This window comes from Pseudomonas sp. FBF18 (assembly GCF_024261405.1).
In the GTDB taxonomy this organism is placed as follows: Bacteria; Pseudomonadota; Gammaproteobacteria; order Pseudomonadales; family Pseudomonadaceae; genus Aquipseudomonas; species Aquipseudomonas palmensis.
Genome location: NZ_QKRS01000017.1, coordinates 1 through 14,990 on the forward strand (window position 1 = coordinate 1; position 14,990 = coordinate 14,990).

12 protein-coding genes are annotated in these 14,990 nt (G+C 66.7%); 5 read left to right on the forward strand and 7 right to left on the reverse strand.

Annotation, left to right across the window (positions count from 1 at the left end):
* On the forward strand, positions 1 to 560 hold a 560-nt coding region (locus tag DN387_RS21410), incomplete at its 5' end, for an anti-sigma factor (RefSeq protein ID WP_254506292.1).
* On the opposite strand, the gene DN387_RS21415 is transcribed toward DN387_RS21410, so the two are convergent.
* Positions 499 to 1,437 carry a LysR substrate-binding domain-containing protein gene (locus DN387_RS21415; protein ID WP_043860912.1) on the reverse strand — a complete coding sequence of 313 codons (939 nt, stop codon included), beginning with the start codon at positions 1,435 to 1,437 and terminating at the stop codon, positions 499 to 501. The genes DN387_RS21410 and DN387_RS21415 overlap by 62 nt on opposite strands.
* A gap of 113 nt (positions 1,438 to 1,550) precedes the next feature.
* Between DN387_RS21415 and DN387_RS21420 the strand changes: the two genes are divergently transcribed.
* Complete coding sequence (locus tag DN387_RS21420) at positions 1,551 to 2,393, forward strand: SDR family NAD(P)-dependent oxidoreductase (RefSeq protein WP_054915132.1); 843 nt, start codon at positions 1,551 to 1,553, stop codon at positions 2,391 to 2,393.
* 149 nt (positions 2,394 to 2,542) lie between these two features.
* A complete protein-coding gene (gene ppnN, locus DN387_RS21425) occupies positions 2,543 to 3,916 on the forward strand; it encodes a nucleotide 5'-monophosphate nucleosidase PpnN (protein ID WP_054915131.1) in 1,374 nt (457 codons plus the stop codon).
* 87 nt (positions 3,917 to 4,003) lie between these two features.
* Here ppnN and DN387_RS21430 read toward each other — a convergent pair whose 3' ends face one another.
* The gene (locus tag DN387_RS21430; RefSeq protein WP_043860909.1) at positions 4,004 to 4,639 is read right to left on the reverse strand and encodes a TetR/AcrR family transcriptional regulator; all 636 of its coding nucleotides are present in this window, start codon (positions 4,637 to 4,639) and stop codon (positions 4,004 to 4,006) included.
* 5 nt (positions 4,640 to 4,644) lie between these two features.
* Complete coding sequence (locus tag DN387_RS21440) at positions 4,645 to 7,059, reverse strand: membrane-bound PQQ-dependent dehydrogenase, glucose/quinate/shikimate family (RefSeq protein ID WP_054915130.1); 2,415 nt, start codon at positions 7,057 to 7,059, stop codon at positions 4,645 to 4,647.
* 159 nt (positions 7,060 to 7,218) lie between these two features.
* On the opposite strand from DN387_RS21440, the gene DN387_RS21445 reads away from it, so the two are divergent.
* Entirely contained in the window at positions 7,219 to 7,782 is a 564-nt protein-coding gene (locus DN387_RS21445) for a GNAT family N-acetyltransferase (protein WP_078480739.1), read from the forward strand.
* A 113-nt stretch (positions 7,783 to 7,895) separates the two neighbouring features.
* Here DN387_RS21445 and DN387_RS21450 read toward each other — a convergent pair whose 3' ends face one another.
* Positions 7,896 to 10,088, reverse strand: a complete 2,193-nt coding sequence (locus tag DN387_RS21450; RefSeq protein WP_054915128.1) for a TonB-dependent siderophore receptor — start codon at positions 10,086 to 10,088, stop codon at positions 7,896 to 7,898.
* Positions 10,089 to 10,212: 124 nt separating this feature from the next.
* On the reverse strand, positions 10,213 to 11,151 hold the full coding sequence (locus DN387_RS21455; RefSeq protein WP_054915127.1) for a helix-turn-helix transcriptional regulator: 939 nt from the start codon (positions 11,149 to 11,151) through the stop codon (positions 10,213 to 10,215).
* Positions 11,152 to 11,230: 79 nt separating this feature from the next.
* Between DN387_RS21455 and DN387_RS21460 the strand changes: the two genes are divergently transcribed.
* Positions 11,231 to 11,692: a GNAT family N-acetyltransferase gene (locus tag DN387_RS21460; protein WP_054915316.1), complete on the forward strand. Its 462-nt coding sequence runs from the start codon at positions 11,231 to 11,233 to the stop codon at positions 11,690 to 11,692.
* Positions 11,693 to 11,771: 79 nt separating this feature from the next.
* Here the strand turns inward: DN387_RS21460 and DN387_RS21465 are convergent, their stop codons facing one another.
* Complete coding sequence (locus tag DN387_RS21465; RefSeq protein WP_054915126.1) at positions 11,772 to 14,195, reverse strand: TonB-dependent siderophore receptor; 2,424 nt, start codon at positions 14,193 to 14,195, stop codon at positions 11,772 to 11,774.
* Between the two features lie 108 nt (positions 14,196 to 14,303).
* The coding region (locus DN387_RS21470; protein ID WP_254506293.1) for a FecR family protein at positions 14,304 to 14,990 on the reverse strand (687 nt) is incomplete at its 5' end.

Genomic DNA, 14,990 nt, shown 5'->3' on the forward strand with positions numbered 1-14,990 from the left:
CGCGGCTCGACCCGGCAGCCGTGCGCCGCGCCGTGCGCCAGCGCCATCGCCGCCAATGGGCCAGCGCGGCGATGCTGCTGGTGGCACTGGGCATCGGTGGCCTGGGCGGCTGGCAGGCGCGCGAGTCGAGCCTGCAGGCGGGCCTCGCACCGATGGCCGATGCCGTGCAGGCGCACCGCCTGTTTGCCCAGTCGGGCACATTGGACCTGAACGTGCAGCGGCCGGGGCAATTGCAGGCCTGGCTGGGCGAGCACTTTGCCCAGGCAGGGCAGTTGCCGGACCTCTCGGCCTATGGCTTCACGCCGGTGGGCGCGCGGTTGCTCAGCAACGAGCAGGGGCCGGCGGCGCTGCTGCTGTTCCAGGATGCCAGCGGCGAGCGGGTCAGCCTGTTCCTGCGCTCGCCCGGCGAGCACTATGCGCGCATGCCCAGTGGCGAGCGGGTGGACGGCGAGTTGCAGGCCCGCTACTGGTCGCAGGGCGCCTACAACTACGCGCTGGTCAGCCCGGCAGCAGAGCCGCGTGCCGCGCAGTTGCGCCAGGCACTGGGGATTGCCCTGTAGCCGGTGCGAACAGGTCCATGAAGTGGCGTGCCTGCGGGGTGCTCTGCTCCCCCGGGCACACCATGTACAGGCCCAGCGGCGGGGTGTCGTGCAGGGCACAGAAGTGCACGCCGTCCTGACGGTTGGCCCGCGCCGCCGCCTGCGGCACCAGGGCCACGCCGAACCCGCAGCCCACCAGGCTGACCAGTGTCTGCATCTGCGCTGCCTGCTGGCTGATGCGCGGGGTGAAGCCGGCGCGTTCGCACAGGCTCAGCATCTGCTGGTGAAAGCCGCTGCCCAGGGCCGGCGGGGTGAACACGAAGTCTTCGTCTGCGGCCTCGCCCAGGTGCACCGGGCCACCGTGGGCCAGTCGGTGCCCGGCAGGCACCGCCAGCAGCAGCGGCTCGTCGAGGATCAGCCGGCTGTGCAGGCGCTCGCTCAGCCCCGGCAGCTGGCGCATGAAGGCCACGTCCAGTTCACCACCCAGCACTCCCTCGGCCAGTTGCGCCGAGGGTTGCTGCTGCAGGCTCAGGCGCACCTTGGGCCACTGCGCGCGAAACCGGCGCAGGGCCTCGAGCAGCGGCGGGTAGCCGGCCAGTGCCAGGCTGCCGATGCGCAGGTGCCCGCTGACCCCGTCGGCCACCTCGCGGGCGTGTTCGGCGCCCTGGTCCAGCAGGCTCAGGGTGGCGCGCGCGGTCTCGACGAAGGCCTGGCCGGCGCCGGTCAGGCACACCCCGCGCGAGTGACGTACCAGCAGCGTGCAACCGAGCTTCTGTTCCAGCCGCGCAATCGCCTGGCTCAGCGGCGGCTGGGCCATGTGCAGGCGTTCGGCGGCGCGGTGGATGTGCAGTTCTTCGGCAACGACGATGAACTGGCGTAACAGGCGGGTCTCGATCATGGCGGCGTCCCTGGCGCGGTGCGATATCTGACGGGTATCGGAACCGGCCTTCGATAGTATTCAACTTTGCGCGGCGCGCTCGATAGGCTCGACGACTTTACAGGAGAGCGCCCATGAACTTCACCCATCGCACCTTTCTCGTCACCGGCGCCGCCCGCGGCCTGGGGCTTGCCTACGCCAGGGCCCTGGCCGAGCGCGGCGCGCGGGTGGTCATTACCGACCGCGGCGCCGACCGCGCCGGCTGCGGCACCGACCCCGGCCCGGTCGAACAGGCGGCCCAGGCCCTGCGGGCGGCGGGGCACCAGGTACTCGGGCACTGCGCCGAACTGGCCGATGAAGCGGCCTGTGAGGCGCTGGTGGCACGCACTGTGGAGCAGTTCGGCGGCCTCGACGGGGTGATCCACAACGCCGGCTGGGTGGGGTACCAGCCGATCGAGCAGGTGGATGCAGGCTTTGTCGAACGCGCCCTGGCGATCAGCGTGCAGGCGCCCTTGTGGCTGTGCAAGCACGCCTGGCCGCACCTGAAGGCCAGCGCCGCGCCGCGGGTGGTGCTGACGACCTCCGACCGGGCCATGTATGCGTGCTACGCGCAGACCGGGCTGGCGGCCTATGCCGCCGGCAAGATGGCGCAGCTGGGCATCATGAATGCCTTGAGCGAAGAGGGCGCCGCACACGGCATTCTGGTCAACGCGGTTTCGCCGGTGGCGCGCACGCGCATGTGGGGCGAGGAGGGCGAGCCGGATGACCTCAAGCCCGAGTGGGTGGTGCCGGGGGTGGTGTACCTGGTGTCGGACGCATGCCAGGTGACGGGGCAGGTGCTGCGCGCCAGCAACGGGCAGTTCGTGGCCACGCGCTTCGAGGAGCAGGCGGGGGTCACCTACCCGAGGGATCTGCGCGGGGTCGAGGCGCAGCAGCCCGAGCAGGTGGCGCAGTGCTGGGCGGCGCACGGAATCTGAGGCATCGCCGGGGGATCGCGCCTACTCTTTCAGGCAGACCGTTTGCCATTGCGACCGGCCACCTGATAAAACCTGTATGCAGCATTGCGTCAGGCGTTAATACCCCGATGCCACAGCCGTTCGCTGGCGTCGTACATATGGAATCCAGAATGACCCCAAGACACGTAATCAACGCATCTGTCAGCCCCAAAGGCAGCCTGGAGACACTCTCCCAACGTGAAGTGCAGCAACTGAGCGAAGCCGGTTCCGGCAGCATCTACACCCTGTTCCGCCAGTGCGCCCTGGCCATCCTCAATACCGGCGCCCACGTCGACAACGCCAAGACCATTCTCGACGCCTACAAGGACTTCGAAGTCCGTATCCACCAGCAGGACCGCGGCGTGCGCCTTGAGCTGCTGAACGCGCCGGCCGACGCCTTCGTCGATGGCGAAATGATCGCCAGCACCCGCGAAATGCTGTTCAGCGCCCTGCGCGACATCGTCTACACCGAAAGCGAACTGGACCGCATGGGCATCGACCTGGAAAGCTCCCAGGGCATCACCGACTATGTCTTCCAGCTGCTGCGCAACGCGCGCACCCTGCGCCCGGGCGTGGAGCCGAAGATGGTGGTGTGCTGGGGCGGCCACTCGATCAGCACCGAGGAATACCAGTACACCAAGAAGGTCGGCCACGAACTGGGCCTGCGCAAGCTGGACATCTGCACCGGCTGCGGGCCGGGCGTGATGAAGGGGCCGATGAAGGGCGCCACCATCGCCCACGCCAAGCAGCGCATGAGCATCGGCCGCTACCTGGGCCTGACCGAGCCGGGCATCATCGCCGCCGAGGCGCCGAACCCGATCGTCAACGAGCTGGTGATTCTGCCGGACATCGAAAAGCGCCTGGAAGCCTTCGTGCGCGTGGGCCACGGCATCATCATCTTCCCTGGTGGCGCAGGCACGGCCGAGGAGTTCCTGTACCTGCTGGGCATCCTGATGCACCCGGAAAACCGCGACCTGCCGTTCCCGGTGATCCTGACCGGCCCGCGCAGCGCCGAGGCGTACCTGCAGCAGCTGCATCATTTTGTCGGTGCCACCCTGGGCGAGGCGGCCCATGCGCTGTACGAGATCATCATCGACGACCCGGCCCAGGTCGCGCGGCAGATGACCGAGGGGCTCAGGCAGGTCAAGCAGTTCCGCCGCGAGCGCAACGATGCGTTCCACTTCAACTGGATGCTGAAGATCGAAGAGGGCTTCCAGCGCCCGTTCGACCCGACCCACGCCAACATGGCCAGCCTGCAGCTGAGCCGCGACTTGCCGGCACACGAGCTGGCGGCGAACCTGCGCCGGGCGTTCTCCGGGATCGTGGCGGGCAACGTGAAGGACAAGGGCATTCGCCTGATCGAGGAGCATGGGCCATACGAGATCCATGGCGATACCGCGATCATGCAGCCACTGGACAAGCTGTTGCAGGCGTTCGTGGAGCAGCATCGGATGAAGCTGCCGGGTGGGGCGGCGTATGAGCCGTGCTACCGCGTGGTGAGTTAAGGCCTATCGCGGGTCAAGCCCGCTCCCACAGGTGGCAGATGATCCTGTGGGAGCGGGCTTGACCCGCGATCGCCGGCGACGCGGTGTTCAATTCTGCTGCAAACGCCTGAGCACCAACCCGGTCAGCTCATCGATCATCGGCCGGAACGCTTCGGCCGTGCAGTGCTGCCCGAGCATCACGGTGCGTGTGGTGAGGTGCGAGAACAGCGCATCGAACAGCACGTGCGGCAGTTCCGACAGCGATGCATCCGCGGCCACTGCCCCTTGCCCGCGCTGGCCTTCGAGCAAGCGCAGAATCAGCGAATGCCATACCTGCGGGCCATGCTCGTACCAGGTCTGGCCCACTTCGGGCACATGCGCCGTGCCATTGACCACCAGGCGGTAGAACGCCACGTGCCGCGGGCTGGTGACCACCGCCACCAACTGGTCGAGGATCAGCCGCAGCCCCTCGGCCAGCCCCACGGTGCTGGTGTCCAGCTGGCGCAGGTCGATGATGAAGTCGTCGCACAGGTACTCCACCACCGCCACCAGCAGCTCGTTCTTGCTGCCGAAGTAGCGGTAGATGGTGGCCTTGGAACCGCCTGCCGCGGCGACGATGGCGTCCATGCTGACGCCATCGTAGCCGTGCTCCAGAAACAGCTCGCTGGCGGTCACCAGCAGGTTGCGCCTGCGCTCCACACTTCGGCTCGTAGGGGAAGTCGGGGCACGGTGCAACGGGGTCATGGGCGCTACTCTTTGTCAGGGAGCGCGTACGCTATCACGTAATCCCCGCGATCTGGAGACTGGCGCGCACCGCCGGCCACCACCACCACGTACTGACGGCCTGAGCGCGGCGACACGTAGCTCATCGGTGTGGCCTGGCCGCCGACCGGCAGGCGACCCTTCCACACTTCCTCGCCCGTGGCGATGTCCAGTGCCCGCAGGTAGTAGTCCTGGGTACCGGCATAGAACACCAGCCCGGCACCGGTGCTCACGCCGCCGCCCAGGGTGGGCATGCCCAGCGGGATCGGCAGGTTGGCACGCACGCCATTGATCACCGCGTCCTGCACCGTACCGGCTGGACGTTCCCAGACCTGCTTGCGGGTTTTCAGGTCGATGGCGGCGAACACGCCCCATGGCGGGCTCTGGCAGGGGATGCCCAGTGGCGAGTTGAAGGCCTTGTGGTCGATCACGAACGGCGTGCCGTCCATCGGGTAGGTACTGCCCACGCCGTGCCCGGACTTGAGGTGCGACAGGTCGACGTTTTCACGCTTGACCAGCTTGACCACCTGCGGGATGCGGATGTCGTTGAGGAACAGGTAGCCGTTGCGCTCGTCGATGGCCGCGCCGCCCCAGTTGAAGCCACCGTAGTAGCCTGGGTAGATCAGGGTGTCGCGGGTGCTCGGTGCGGTGAATTCACCCTCGTAGTTGAGTTCGCGGAAGTTGATGCGGCACATCAGCTGGTCGAAGAAGGTCGCGCCCCACATGTCCTGTTCGGTCAGCGGTTCGGCGCCCAGCGCCGGCATGCCTACCGAGTAGGGTTGGGTCTTGGCTACCCAGTCGCCTTCGGCATGGGCCTGGGGCACGGGTTTTTCGACCACGTCGGCAATCGGCTTGCCGGTGCGACGGTCGAGCAGGAAGATCTGCCCGCGCTTGGTCAGCTGGACCAGCGCGGGGATCTTGCCGCCCTTGCCGTCCGGCACGTCGTACAGCGCCGGCTGGGCAGCCACGTCGTAGTCCCAGATGTCGTGGTGCACGGTCTGGAAGGTCCAGCGCTCGCGGCCGGTGGCCATGTCCAGGGCAACCACGGCAGACGAGTATTTCTCGGTCAGCGCCGGGCGATCGCCACCCCAGAAATCGGGCTGCTGGTTGCCGGTAGGCAGGTAGACCAGGCCCAGTTCGTCATCGAACGCCGGGGTGGACCACATGTTCGGCGTGCTGCGGGTATAGGTTTCGCCCTCCGGTGGCAGCTTGGTGATGGCCGGGTTGCCCAGGTCCCACGCCCACACCAGTTCGCCGGTGTCGGCGCTGAAGGCACGCACCACGCCTGACGGTTCGTCGGTGGAGCGGCCATCGAAGACCCAGCCGCCGAGGATGATCAGGTTGCGTGCCACGGTGGGCGCGGAGGTGTAGGCGTAGTACGGCACGCCTTCATCCACCAGGCCCAGGCCCTGGGTCAGGTCGACCGAGCCCTTGTCGCCGAAGTCTTCGCACGGCTTGCCGGTGTCGGCGTCGATCTCGATCAGCCGTGCATCCATGGTGACCTGCACGATGCGCTTGGCGCACACACCACCCGTGGCGCGTGGGGCGGATGCCAGGTCAGCGAACTGGAACGGCTTCTGGACCTTGGCCGGCTCGTAGTAGCCAAGGCCGCGGCAGCGGTTCCAGGTCTTGTCGTTGGCGGGCTTGGAGTCGAAGGTCCAGCGCTCCTTGCCGGTGTCGGCATCCAGCGCGATGACCTTGCTCAACGGGGTGCAGGTGTACACCGTGTCGGCGATCTGGATCGGCGTGTTCTGCGACTCGGAGGCGCCTTCGGCGATCTCGCCGGTGCGGTAGGTCCAGGCCACCTGGAGCTTGTCGATGTTGCCCTTGTTGATCTGGTCCAGCGGCGTGAAGCGCGTGCCCTGCGGGCCGTTGCTGTAGTGCTGCCAGTCCTGGGGGGCGCCGGCCGTGGTGGCCGGGGTGTCGAGCACAGGTTCCGTGGTGGCGTGCATGACCCCGTGCGGCACGAAGGTCGAGGCGCCGCCGGCCACCAGGGCCAGCCCGAACAGGGCGGCGCACGCATGGCTGAGGCCACGTTGACGGCCGCCGGCCAGGTACGGATGCAACACCGCCGCCACCAGGCCGATCACCAGGAACGGCGCCAGGCGCGGCACCAGTGGCCAGAAGCGCAGGCCGACTTCCCACAGCGACCAGATGACGGTGGCGCCGAACACCAGCGCCATCAGGCCGGCGCCCAGCGGCTTGCGCCGGGCATAGAGCACACCGGCCAGCAGCATGCCCAGGCCGGCCAGCAGGTAGTACCACGAGCCGCCGAGGGTGGCCAGGCGCACACCGCCGACCGCCAGGGCCAGGCCGCTGAGGCCGAGCAGGGTACCGAAGATATAAAAGGCAAGGCGAGTTGAAGCAGGGGCAGGGGCCCCCGGGTTATCTGTGTTTTTCATTCCTGTTTGTCCATGACACGACCCCAGCTGCGCGGGCATGGGGGCGTGGATTCATGTTTAGTACTGTACGGTACAGTTTTATTTTGAACCTGTTCAGGCGGCAATGAAAGACAAAATGTCGCACCGGTGAAATTTTTTGTGACAATCATCGGGATCAGGATGAACAGCAAGGGGAGTGCAGGCATGGTGTTGCAGGTGGTGGCGAGTACGCCCAGGACGGTGGTGGTGATGCCGGATGCGGCGTTGGCGCCGTGGGTGAACCAGGCGTTGATCGACAGCTTTGTGCTGCACCAGCCGTTTTTGCCGTGGGCCAAGGCCGCACCGGCGTTGCAGGACACGCGCAACAACCTGCGCCAGGCGTTGCTGGACCACGCGCGGGTGGCGGCCGAGAAGCGTTACTTCATTCTCACGGCCGATCAGACCGCGGTGATTGGCTGTGCCGGCCTGTATCCGGACCCTGCGGGCGAGCATGCGCATGTGCTGGGGTACTGGGCCAACGTCGGGTACAGCGGGCAGGGGTTGATGAGCGAAGGCATCGGCGCGCTGCTGGCGGCGCAGGATTTCGGCACCTTGCGCCTGACCGCGGCGTCGGTGAACGGCGCCAGCCATGGGTTGGCCAGGGCGCTTGGGTTCGAGGTGGTGCGGGTGGTGGAGGGTGTGCGCGATACACCGTGGCATGGGGTGCATGACACCTGGATATTCGAGCGCAGGGTTGAGGGATGATTGAGGCGGGGCTGCCTTGCAGCCCATCGCGGGTCAAGCCCGCTCCCACAGGTATTGCGATGTTCCTGGGGCCGGCGCAGTACTTGTGGGAGCGGGCTTGACCCGCGATGCGGTCAGAAGGTGGCGCGCACGCTCAGGCGCAGGTTGCGCGGCTCGCCGTACCAGCCCTGGCTGTAGAAGCCGATCTGCTCGTAGTAACGCTTGTCGAACAGGTTGTCGACATGCGCACTCACACTCAGGTGGTCGTTGAGGGCGTAACGGCTCATCAGGCTGACCAGCGTGTAGCCGCCTTGCTCCAGGTCGGTGAAACCGCCCGGCATCGCCACGTCGCTGCGTGACACGCCACTGCGCCACGTTGCGCCACCGCCCACGGTCAGCTTGTCCAGCACACCGCCCAGACGGTAGGTGGTGAACAGCTTGGCCTGGGTGCGCGGGTGGTTGGTGTTGATCGCCTTGTCGTCGGCATTGCGGGCAATGAAGTGGGTGTAGCTGGCCGACAGGTTCCACTGCTCGGTGAGCTGTCCGGCCAGCTCCAGGTCGAAGCCGTCGACCCGCGCCCCGGTGCCGGCCTTGTACGCCTGCTCATTGGGGCGCCCCTCCACGTTCACCCCCGGGATCGCTTCGGCCAGGCCCTCCTGCTGGGTACGGTACACCGCCAGCGCTGCGTTCAGGCGACCGTCCAGGTAGCCGGCCTTGATGCCGGCCTCGTAGCTGTCACCGGTCACCGGGTCGAGGATGCTGCCGTCCGGCCCGCGCGCGTTCTGCTGGTTGAAGATGCTGGTGTAGCTGGTGTACAGGCTGTAGGTCGAGTTCAGGTCATACACCAGCCCCGCGTAGGGCGTCACTTCGTTGCGGTAGCGGTACTGGCGCAGGCTGCCGTAGTAGTCCTGGTCGATTTCCCAGTTGCTGACCCGTGCGCCGAGTATCAGGTGCAGCGGGTCGGCCAGCGACAGGCGCGTTACCGCGTAGCCGCCGTTCTGCCGGGTGTGGGTGGCATCGCCCGAGGCGCGCACGTTGGACCAGGCGGGCTCGGCAATGTGGTTGCTGTTCCAGTCCATGAAGTTGCCGGTATCCGGCACCGTGCCCAGCGGCCTGAACTGGTCGATGGTCAGGTCGTCGTCGATGCTCATCGCACCGAACGCCAGTTCGTGGCTGCGGCCCAGCAGCTGGAACGGCCCGCTGGCGGTCAGGTGCCAGTCATCACGGGTGCGTTCGCCCTCGTACTTGAGGAAGCTGGCCGACATGCCGCGCCCGGTTTCGCGGTCCGGGTAGCCGCCGCGGTACAGGTAGCGCATGCGGTAGTTGCCTTCGAAGCGGCTGTAGGCGGCGCGCAACTTCCAGTCGTTTTCCAGCTGGTGCTCGAGGTCGACGAAGGCGGTGGTGGACTCGGTGCCGAAGTAGCCCCACTTGGTGTTGTTGGCCGCCGAGCGGCCGAAGTCGGTACGCCCACCGTCCTTGTAGAACAGCGGAAAGCCGCTGCCCATGCCGTCGGTTTCGTTCTTCTGGTACTCCAGGCTGGTGGTCAGCCGGGTGCGCGGGCCCAGTTCGCTGCTGACCACGCCGTACAAGGTGCGCGAGCCGTAGTCCAGGTAGCTGACGTGGCTGTCCTTCTGCGAATAGGCGGCCACCACCCGCGCGGCGATGCGCCCGTCCTCCGTCAGCGGGGCCGACACGTCCACATCACCCCGTCGCTCGTCCCAGCGCCCGATGCCCGCCGAGCCGCTGGCGGCGAACTCGGGCAGCGGGCGCTTGCGCACGAAGTTGACCGCCGCCGACGGGCTGCCGGCGCCGGTCAGCAGGCCGGTGGAACCGCGCACGATCTCGACGCGATCATAGATGGCCGTGTCCATCTCGGTGGCGCCGAAGTTCCAGAAGCCGTTGATCGGCGAGGCCAGGCCGTCGAACTGGAAGTTGTCGATGGTGAAACCACGCGCCGAGAACGACAGGCGATTGCTGTCGTTGCGCACATGGGAAATGCCCGGCGCGCTGTCGAGAATCTGCGCGGTGTTGCTCAGGCCCTCGTCCTCGATCTGCTGGCGGGTCACCACGCTGACCGACTGCGGGGTTTCGCGGATCGACATCGGCAAGCCGATGGCGGTGGACATCGCGCCGGTGGTATAGCTGGCGCTGCCTTCGGTGGTCTGCGGCCGGTACGCCTCGCCCTGTACGTCGGTGGCCTGCAGTGTCAGCACCGGCTTTTCGGCGGACTCCTCGGCACTGGCCATCAGGGAGACAAAGGCCCCGCCCAGCAGGGCGATACGCACGCTGCTGATCGGTCGGGTAGAGGGGGCAAGGCGGCGCTGCATGGGAATCGTTCTCCGCAGAGTATCGTTATCGTCTGCGTATTATTCACAGTTGCTTGCGGGGCCACGTTTGGCAGATGCCAGACTGCTTATGGGCGCTGCCAAAGCGTGCGTCGGGTGGGGAACTTCAGGCGGTTTCGCGGGGGGCGTGGCCAAAGCGCTGGCGAAACGCGGTGGCGAAATTGCTGGCGTGGCGGTAGCCGACATGGTGCGCGGCCTGCTGGATCTGCCAGCCCTGTTCGAGCAACTGGCGGGCCTGGTCGAGGCGCCGGTTGCGCAGGTAGCCGAACACCGTTTCGCCGTACAGCGCGCGGAACTTGCTGCGCAGCGAGCTGCTGCTCATGCAGGCCAGGCGCGCCAGTTCGGTGAGGTCGTGCTCGTCGCCGGGCTGTTGGTGCAGGTGCTCGCGCACCCGTTCGAGCATCAGCCGGTCGCGTGAGCACAGGCCCGGCGAAGGGGCCGGCAGGCTGTCGAAACTGGCCAGGCCGTGGCTGAGCAGTTGCAGGCTCAGGCCCTGGCACAACAGGTGCTGCAGGGTGCCTTGCCAGCGACCGGACAACATGTCTTCGATGCCCGCCAGCAGGTGCGCGGGCAGGGCCCAGCAACTCAGGGCCGAGCCGTGGCCGCGCAGGCGGGCCTCGATCAGCTCGGCCAAGGCCTCTTCGCCCACATCCTGCGGGCGGCGCAGCGACAGGTTGAGCCCGCGCAGGTGCGCGCCACCGCGGTGCAGTGCCGACATCGGCCGGCCATCGCCGCACAGCGCGGTGATGCAGGCGCCTGGTTGCAGGGGCTGGGTGCGGGTGTAGGTGATCGAGGCCTGACCCTGAAGTACCAGCGCGAGGGTCAGGTCGGGCATGTCCAGCGAATCGGCGCGGTAGGTGTGGAAGGCCTGTACGTCGGAGTTCACCAGGCTGAAGCCGGGGGCCAGGCGATGTTCGCTGATATGGCCCTGCATCAGGCACGGATCGTCCTCGCCGCCGTCGCCTTCGGGCAGGCTATAGTGCACGTCGTAGCGCTGGCCCAGGGCATGGAAGTCGCTCAGCAGGTAGCGGGTGGGCGCGGACAAGACAGGGCTCGGGTGTCGAAAAAAGGAAGGCGATAATAGCATTCATTCTCAAATGCAGGGTGGCTGGAGTGGGGCGGTGATGAGCGAAACATGTCAGGTGCGCCAAGCACTGGAAACGGATGCGCCGGCGATCAGCCGGGTGATTGTCCAGGCCTTGCGCACGAGCAACAGCCAGGATTATTCGCCGGCGGTGATTGCGCGGGTGGAGCAGAGTTTTTCCCCCGAGGCGCTGCTGGGGTTGATGGCGCGCCGGCAGGTGGTGGTGGCGCAGTTGGGCGGGCAGGTGGTGGGTACCGCGAGCCTGGAGGGGGACGTGGTGCGCACGGTGTTCGTGGCGCCGGACCGGCAGGGGCTGGGCATCGGTCGGGCCTTGATGCTGCATGTTGAAGAGCTGGCCGGTGCGGCGGGGGTGCAGGCGCTGCGGGTACCGTCCTCGCTGACGGCGCAGGCGTTCTATGCGCGGTTGGGGTATGCGGTGGTACGCGAGGTGGTGGAGGGGGAAGAGCGCACCATCGTGATGGCCAGGGCGCTGGGCAGGTGACACCGCGTCGGGGCATTCGCCGGCAAGGCAGGCTCCTACAGGCTGTGCAGGAGCCGGCCTTGCCGGCGAAGCAGGCGCCTCAGAACTGCGGCGTGTACTTGACGCTGAACATCATGTTGCGCGGCTCGCCGTAGTTGTTGTTGCCGCCGAGCTGGTTGTAGCCCGAGGCAATGTAGTGTTTGTCGAACAGGTTGTTGGCGTTGACTGCCACGCTCACCTCAGGCGTCAGCTGATAGGCCAGGCGTGCATTCCACACCGTGTAACCGGGCACATCAAACGTACTCTCGTAACCCAGTGTGTGGCTCTGGCTGCTGAAGCCCAGGCCCGCGCTTACGCGGCTCCAGTCGCCCGGCAAACGGTAGTCGCTCCATACCCGCAGCATGTGCTTGGGGGTCCACTGGTTGAAGACCTTGCCTTCGTTCTCCGGGTCCTTGATGTACGTGGTGGTGGTGTAGGTGTACCCGGCGAACAGCTGCAGGTCGGGCATCACTTCGCCACTGATTTCGGCTTCGAAACCCTGGCTGCGCACCTTGCCGGACGCTTTCGAACAATCGCCGGAGCCACATTGCGCAGAGGCGTCGGTGATCGCTCGGTTGTTCTGGTCGTAGCGGAACACGGCGAACGAGGTGTTGACCCGGCCATCCATCAGTTCGCCCTTGAGGCCCACTTCGTAGTTGCTGCCGACAATCGGCTTCAGTACCGATTGTGCGGCATCGAGTTCGCTCTGCGGCTGGAACACGTCGGTGTAGCTGGCGTAGGCCGCCCATTCCTGGGTCAGGTCATAGATGATGCCGGCATAGGGGGTAACCACACCGGTTTCGGTCATGACGCTTGGGTCAGCGACCGTCACCGTGTTGCCCTGTGTGATGACTGAGGAGTAGCGGAAGTCGTACCAGCTCACGCGCGAGCCAAGCACTACGGTCAACGGCTCGGCCAGCTTGACCCGCCAACTGCCGTACAGGCCTTTCTGGCGCACGTCATATTCGCTTGCGGTGGCTCGGCCGCCGTCACGCATCAGGCTGTCGTAGCTGGGTTTGGGGCGGTCGTGGTCGATATCGAAGATATTGCCGCCGTTGATGAAGGTGCGCGCGAACACATCGTCGGTCTTGAGTTGGGAATAGTTGCCACCCAGGATGAGTTCCTGTTGCAGCCCCAGCGTCTCGAAATGGCCGTTGACGTAGGCGTCCAGACCCACCTTGGTCGAGTCGAAGTCTGTGTACCAGTTGGCATACTGGACACCGCTGCCGTCAGGATTCAGCCCTTGGCCGGTGGTTTGCACCCGCTGGTGCAGCGAGTCGTTGCTCTCGCTCATGTACACGGCGGCGGCATGCACCTTCCAGTCGTCGTTGAAGCGGTGGTCGAGGTCGGCAAACACCGTGGTCACGTCGATTTCGGAGTGGTTCCAGCGCGCGCCGGTATAGGTCGAGCGCGGCACGTCCACAGGGCGTCCGTCGGCATAGCGCGGCAGGCCACGCAGCATGGGCCGTGAGGTGTTGTCCGAGTAGCTCACGCCCACACCCACGGTGGTGTCCGGGCTCAGGTCGAAATCCAGCGCGCCGTACAGCGAGTGGGTCTTGCTCCACTCGTAGTCGATGAACGACTGGCTCTGGTCTTCGTCGGCGACGAAGCGCCCGCGGATCGTGCCCTGCTGGTTCAGCGGGCCGCCAGCGTCCAGTTGCAGGCCGTAGTGGTCCCAGGAGCCGGCCTTGCCGGTGACGGTCACGGTGGGTTTGTCCTGCCCGCGCTTGCGCACCAGATTGATCGCGCCGCCCGGGCTGCCGGTGCCCTGCAGCAGGCCCGAGGCACCGCGCAGGAACTCGATGCGGTCGAAGAAGATCAGGTCCTGGGTCGCCCAGTTGCCCAGCGAGTAGGTGTTGCGCGGAATCGGCACGCCGTCGTACTGCCAGTCGTCGATCTGAAAACCGCGCGACATCAGGATCATGCCCTTGCCCACGCCTTGCTGGCCGACCAGGCCGGTGGTCTGGTTGGCGGCGTCCTTGAGGTTGGTCAGGCCCTGGTCGTCCATCTGCTTGCGGGTCATGACGCTGACCGACTGGGGGATTTCCTTGAGCGTGTGTTCGCCCTTGCCGATGGTGGTGACCCGCGCTGCGTAAGAGTTCGAGCCTTCGGTGGTGGCCAGGTTGCGCACCTCGGTGATGCTGGTGGCGCCCAGCTCCAGTGCGCCGTCGGCACTCACACCTTGCACCACGCTGAAGTGGCCGCTGCCGGTCACCAGCAGTTGCAGCCCGCTGCCGGCCAGTGCGGCCTGCAGGGCCTGCTCGGCGCTCATCTGCCCACGGACGGCCGGGGCCTGTCTGCCCTGCACCAGGGCCGGGTCGAGGGAGATGATCTGGCCGCTCTGGCTGGCGATGGCATTGAGCGTGGCGGCGAGCGGGCCGGCCGGCAGGTTGAACGCAAGTGCCTGCTGCTGGGCAGACACGGCGCAGCTCAGGGTGGCCAGGGCAACGGCGACGGGGAGGGCGCGGGACCAAGGGTTGAGCACGGAATTCTCCTGATTGTGTGTGCAGTCAGGAGATAGGTGGGATGAGAAATGAAAACCGGACACAAATGCGATTGTTTTTCATAAAAACTTTTCAGAGGGTTCTCGGGCTCAGCTTTTCGGGCCGATCAGGGTCAACCACGGGCCGTAGTGTCGCACCTCGATCGGCAGTGTTTCGGCCAGCGCACCGAAGCTGCGCTGCGGATCGTTGAGCGGGAACACCCCTTGCACGCGCAGGTTGCGCACCTGCGGCGCGACACGCACGAAGCCGCGGGTGTAGGGGCGCAGCGCGTCGACCACTGCATCCAGCGGGTCATCCAGTACATTCAGGTGCCCGTTCAGCCAGTCGGCGCGGTGACGCTCGTCACGGCCCAGACGCTCGATGCGCTGGGCGTGCAGCAGGGCGGCCTGGCCTTCCTGCAGGTCCAGTTCGCTGCCATCGTGCAGGCGTGCGCGCACCGCATGCTGCAGCACCACCACGCGGGTGGCGTCGGGCTGCTGGCTGACCAGAAAGCGCGTGCCCAGCGCGCGGATTTCGCCCTGGGCGGTGCGCACGCGCAGGGGGCGCTGCGGGTCGGGTGCCACTTCAATCACCAGTTCGCCCTGGCGCAGCAGCACCAGGCGCTGGTGGGCATCGAATTGAAGGTCGACGGCAGTGCTAGCGTTCAGGCTCAGCTGGCTGCCGTCTTCCAGTTCCAGGGTGCGCCGCTCGCCGGTACCGGTGTGCAGGTCGGCCATCAGCGTGGTGCCGACCTCGCTGCGCGCCGCCAGCCACAACCCGCCGCCCAGCAGGCCCAG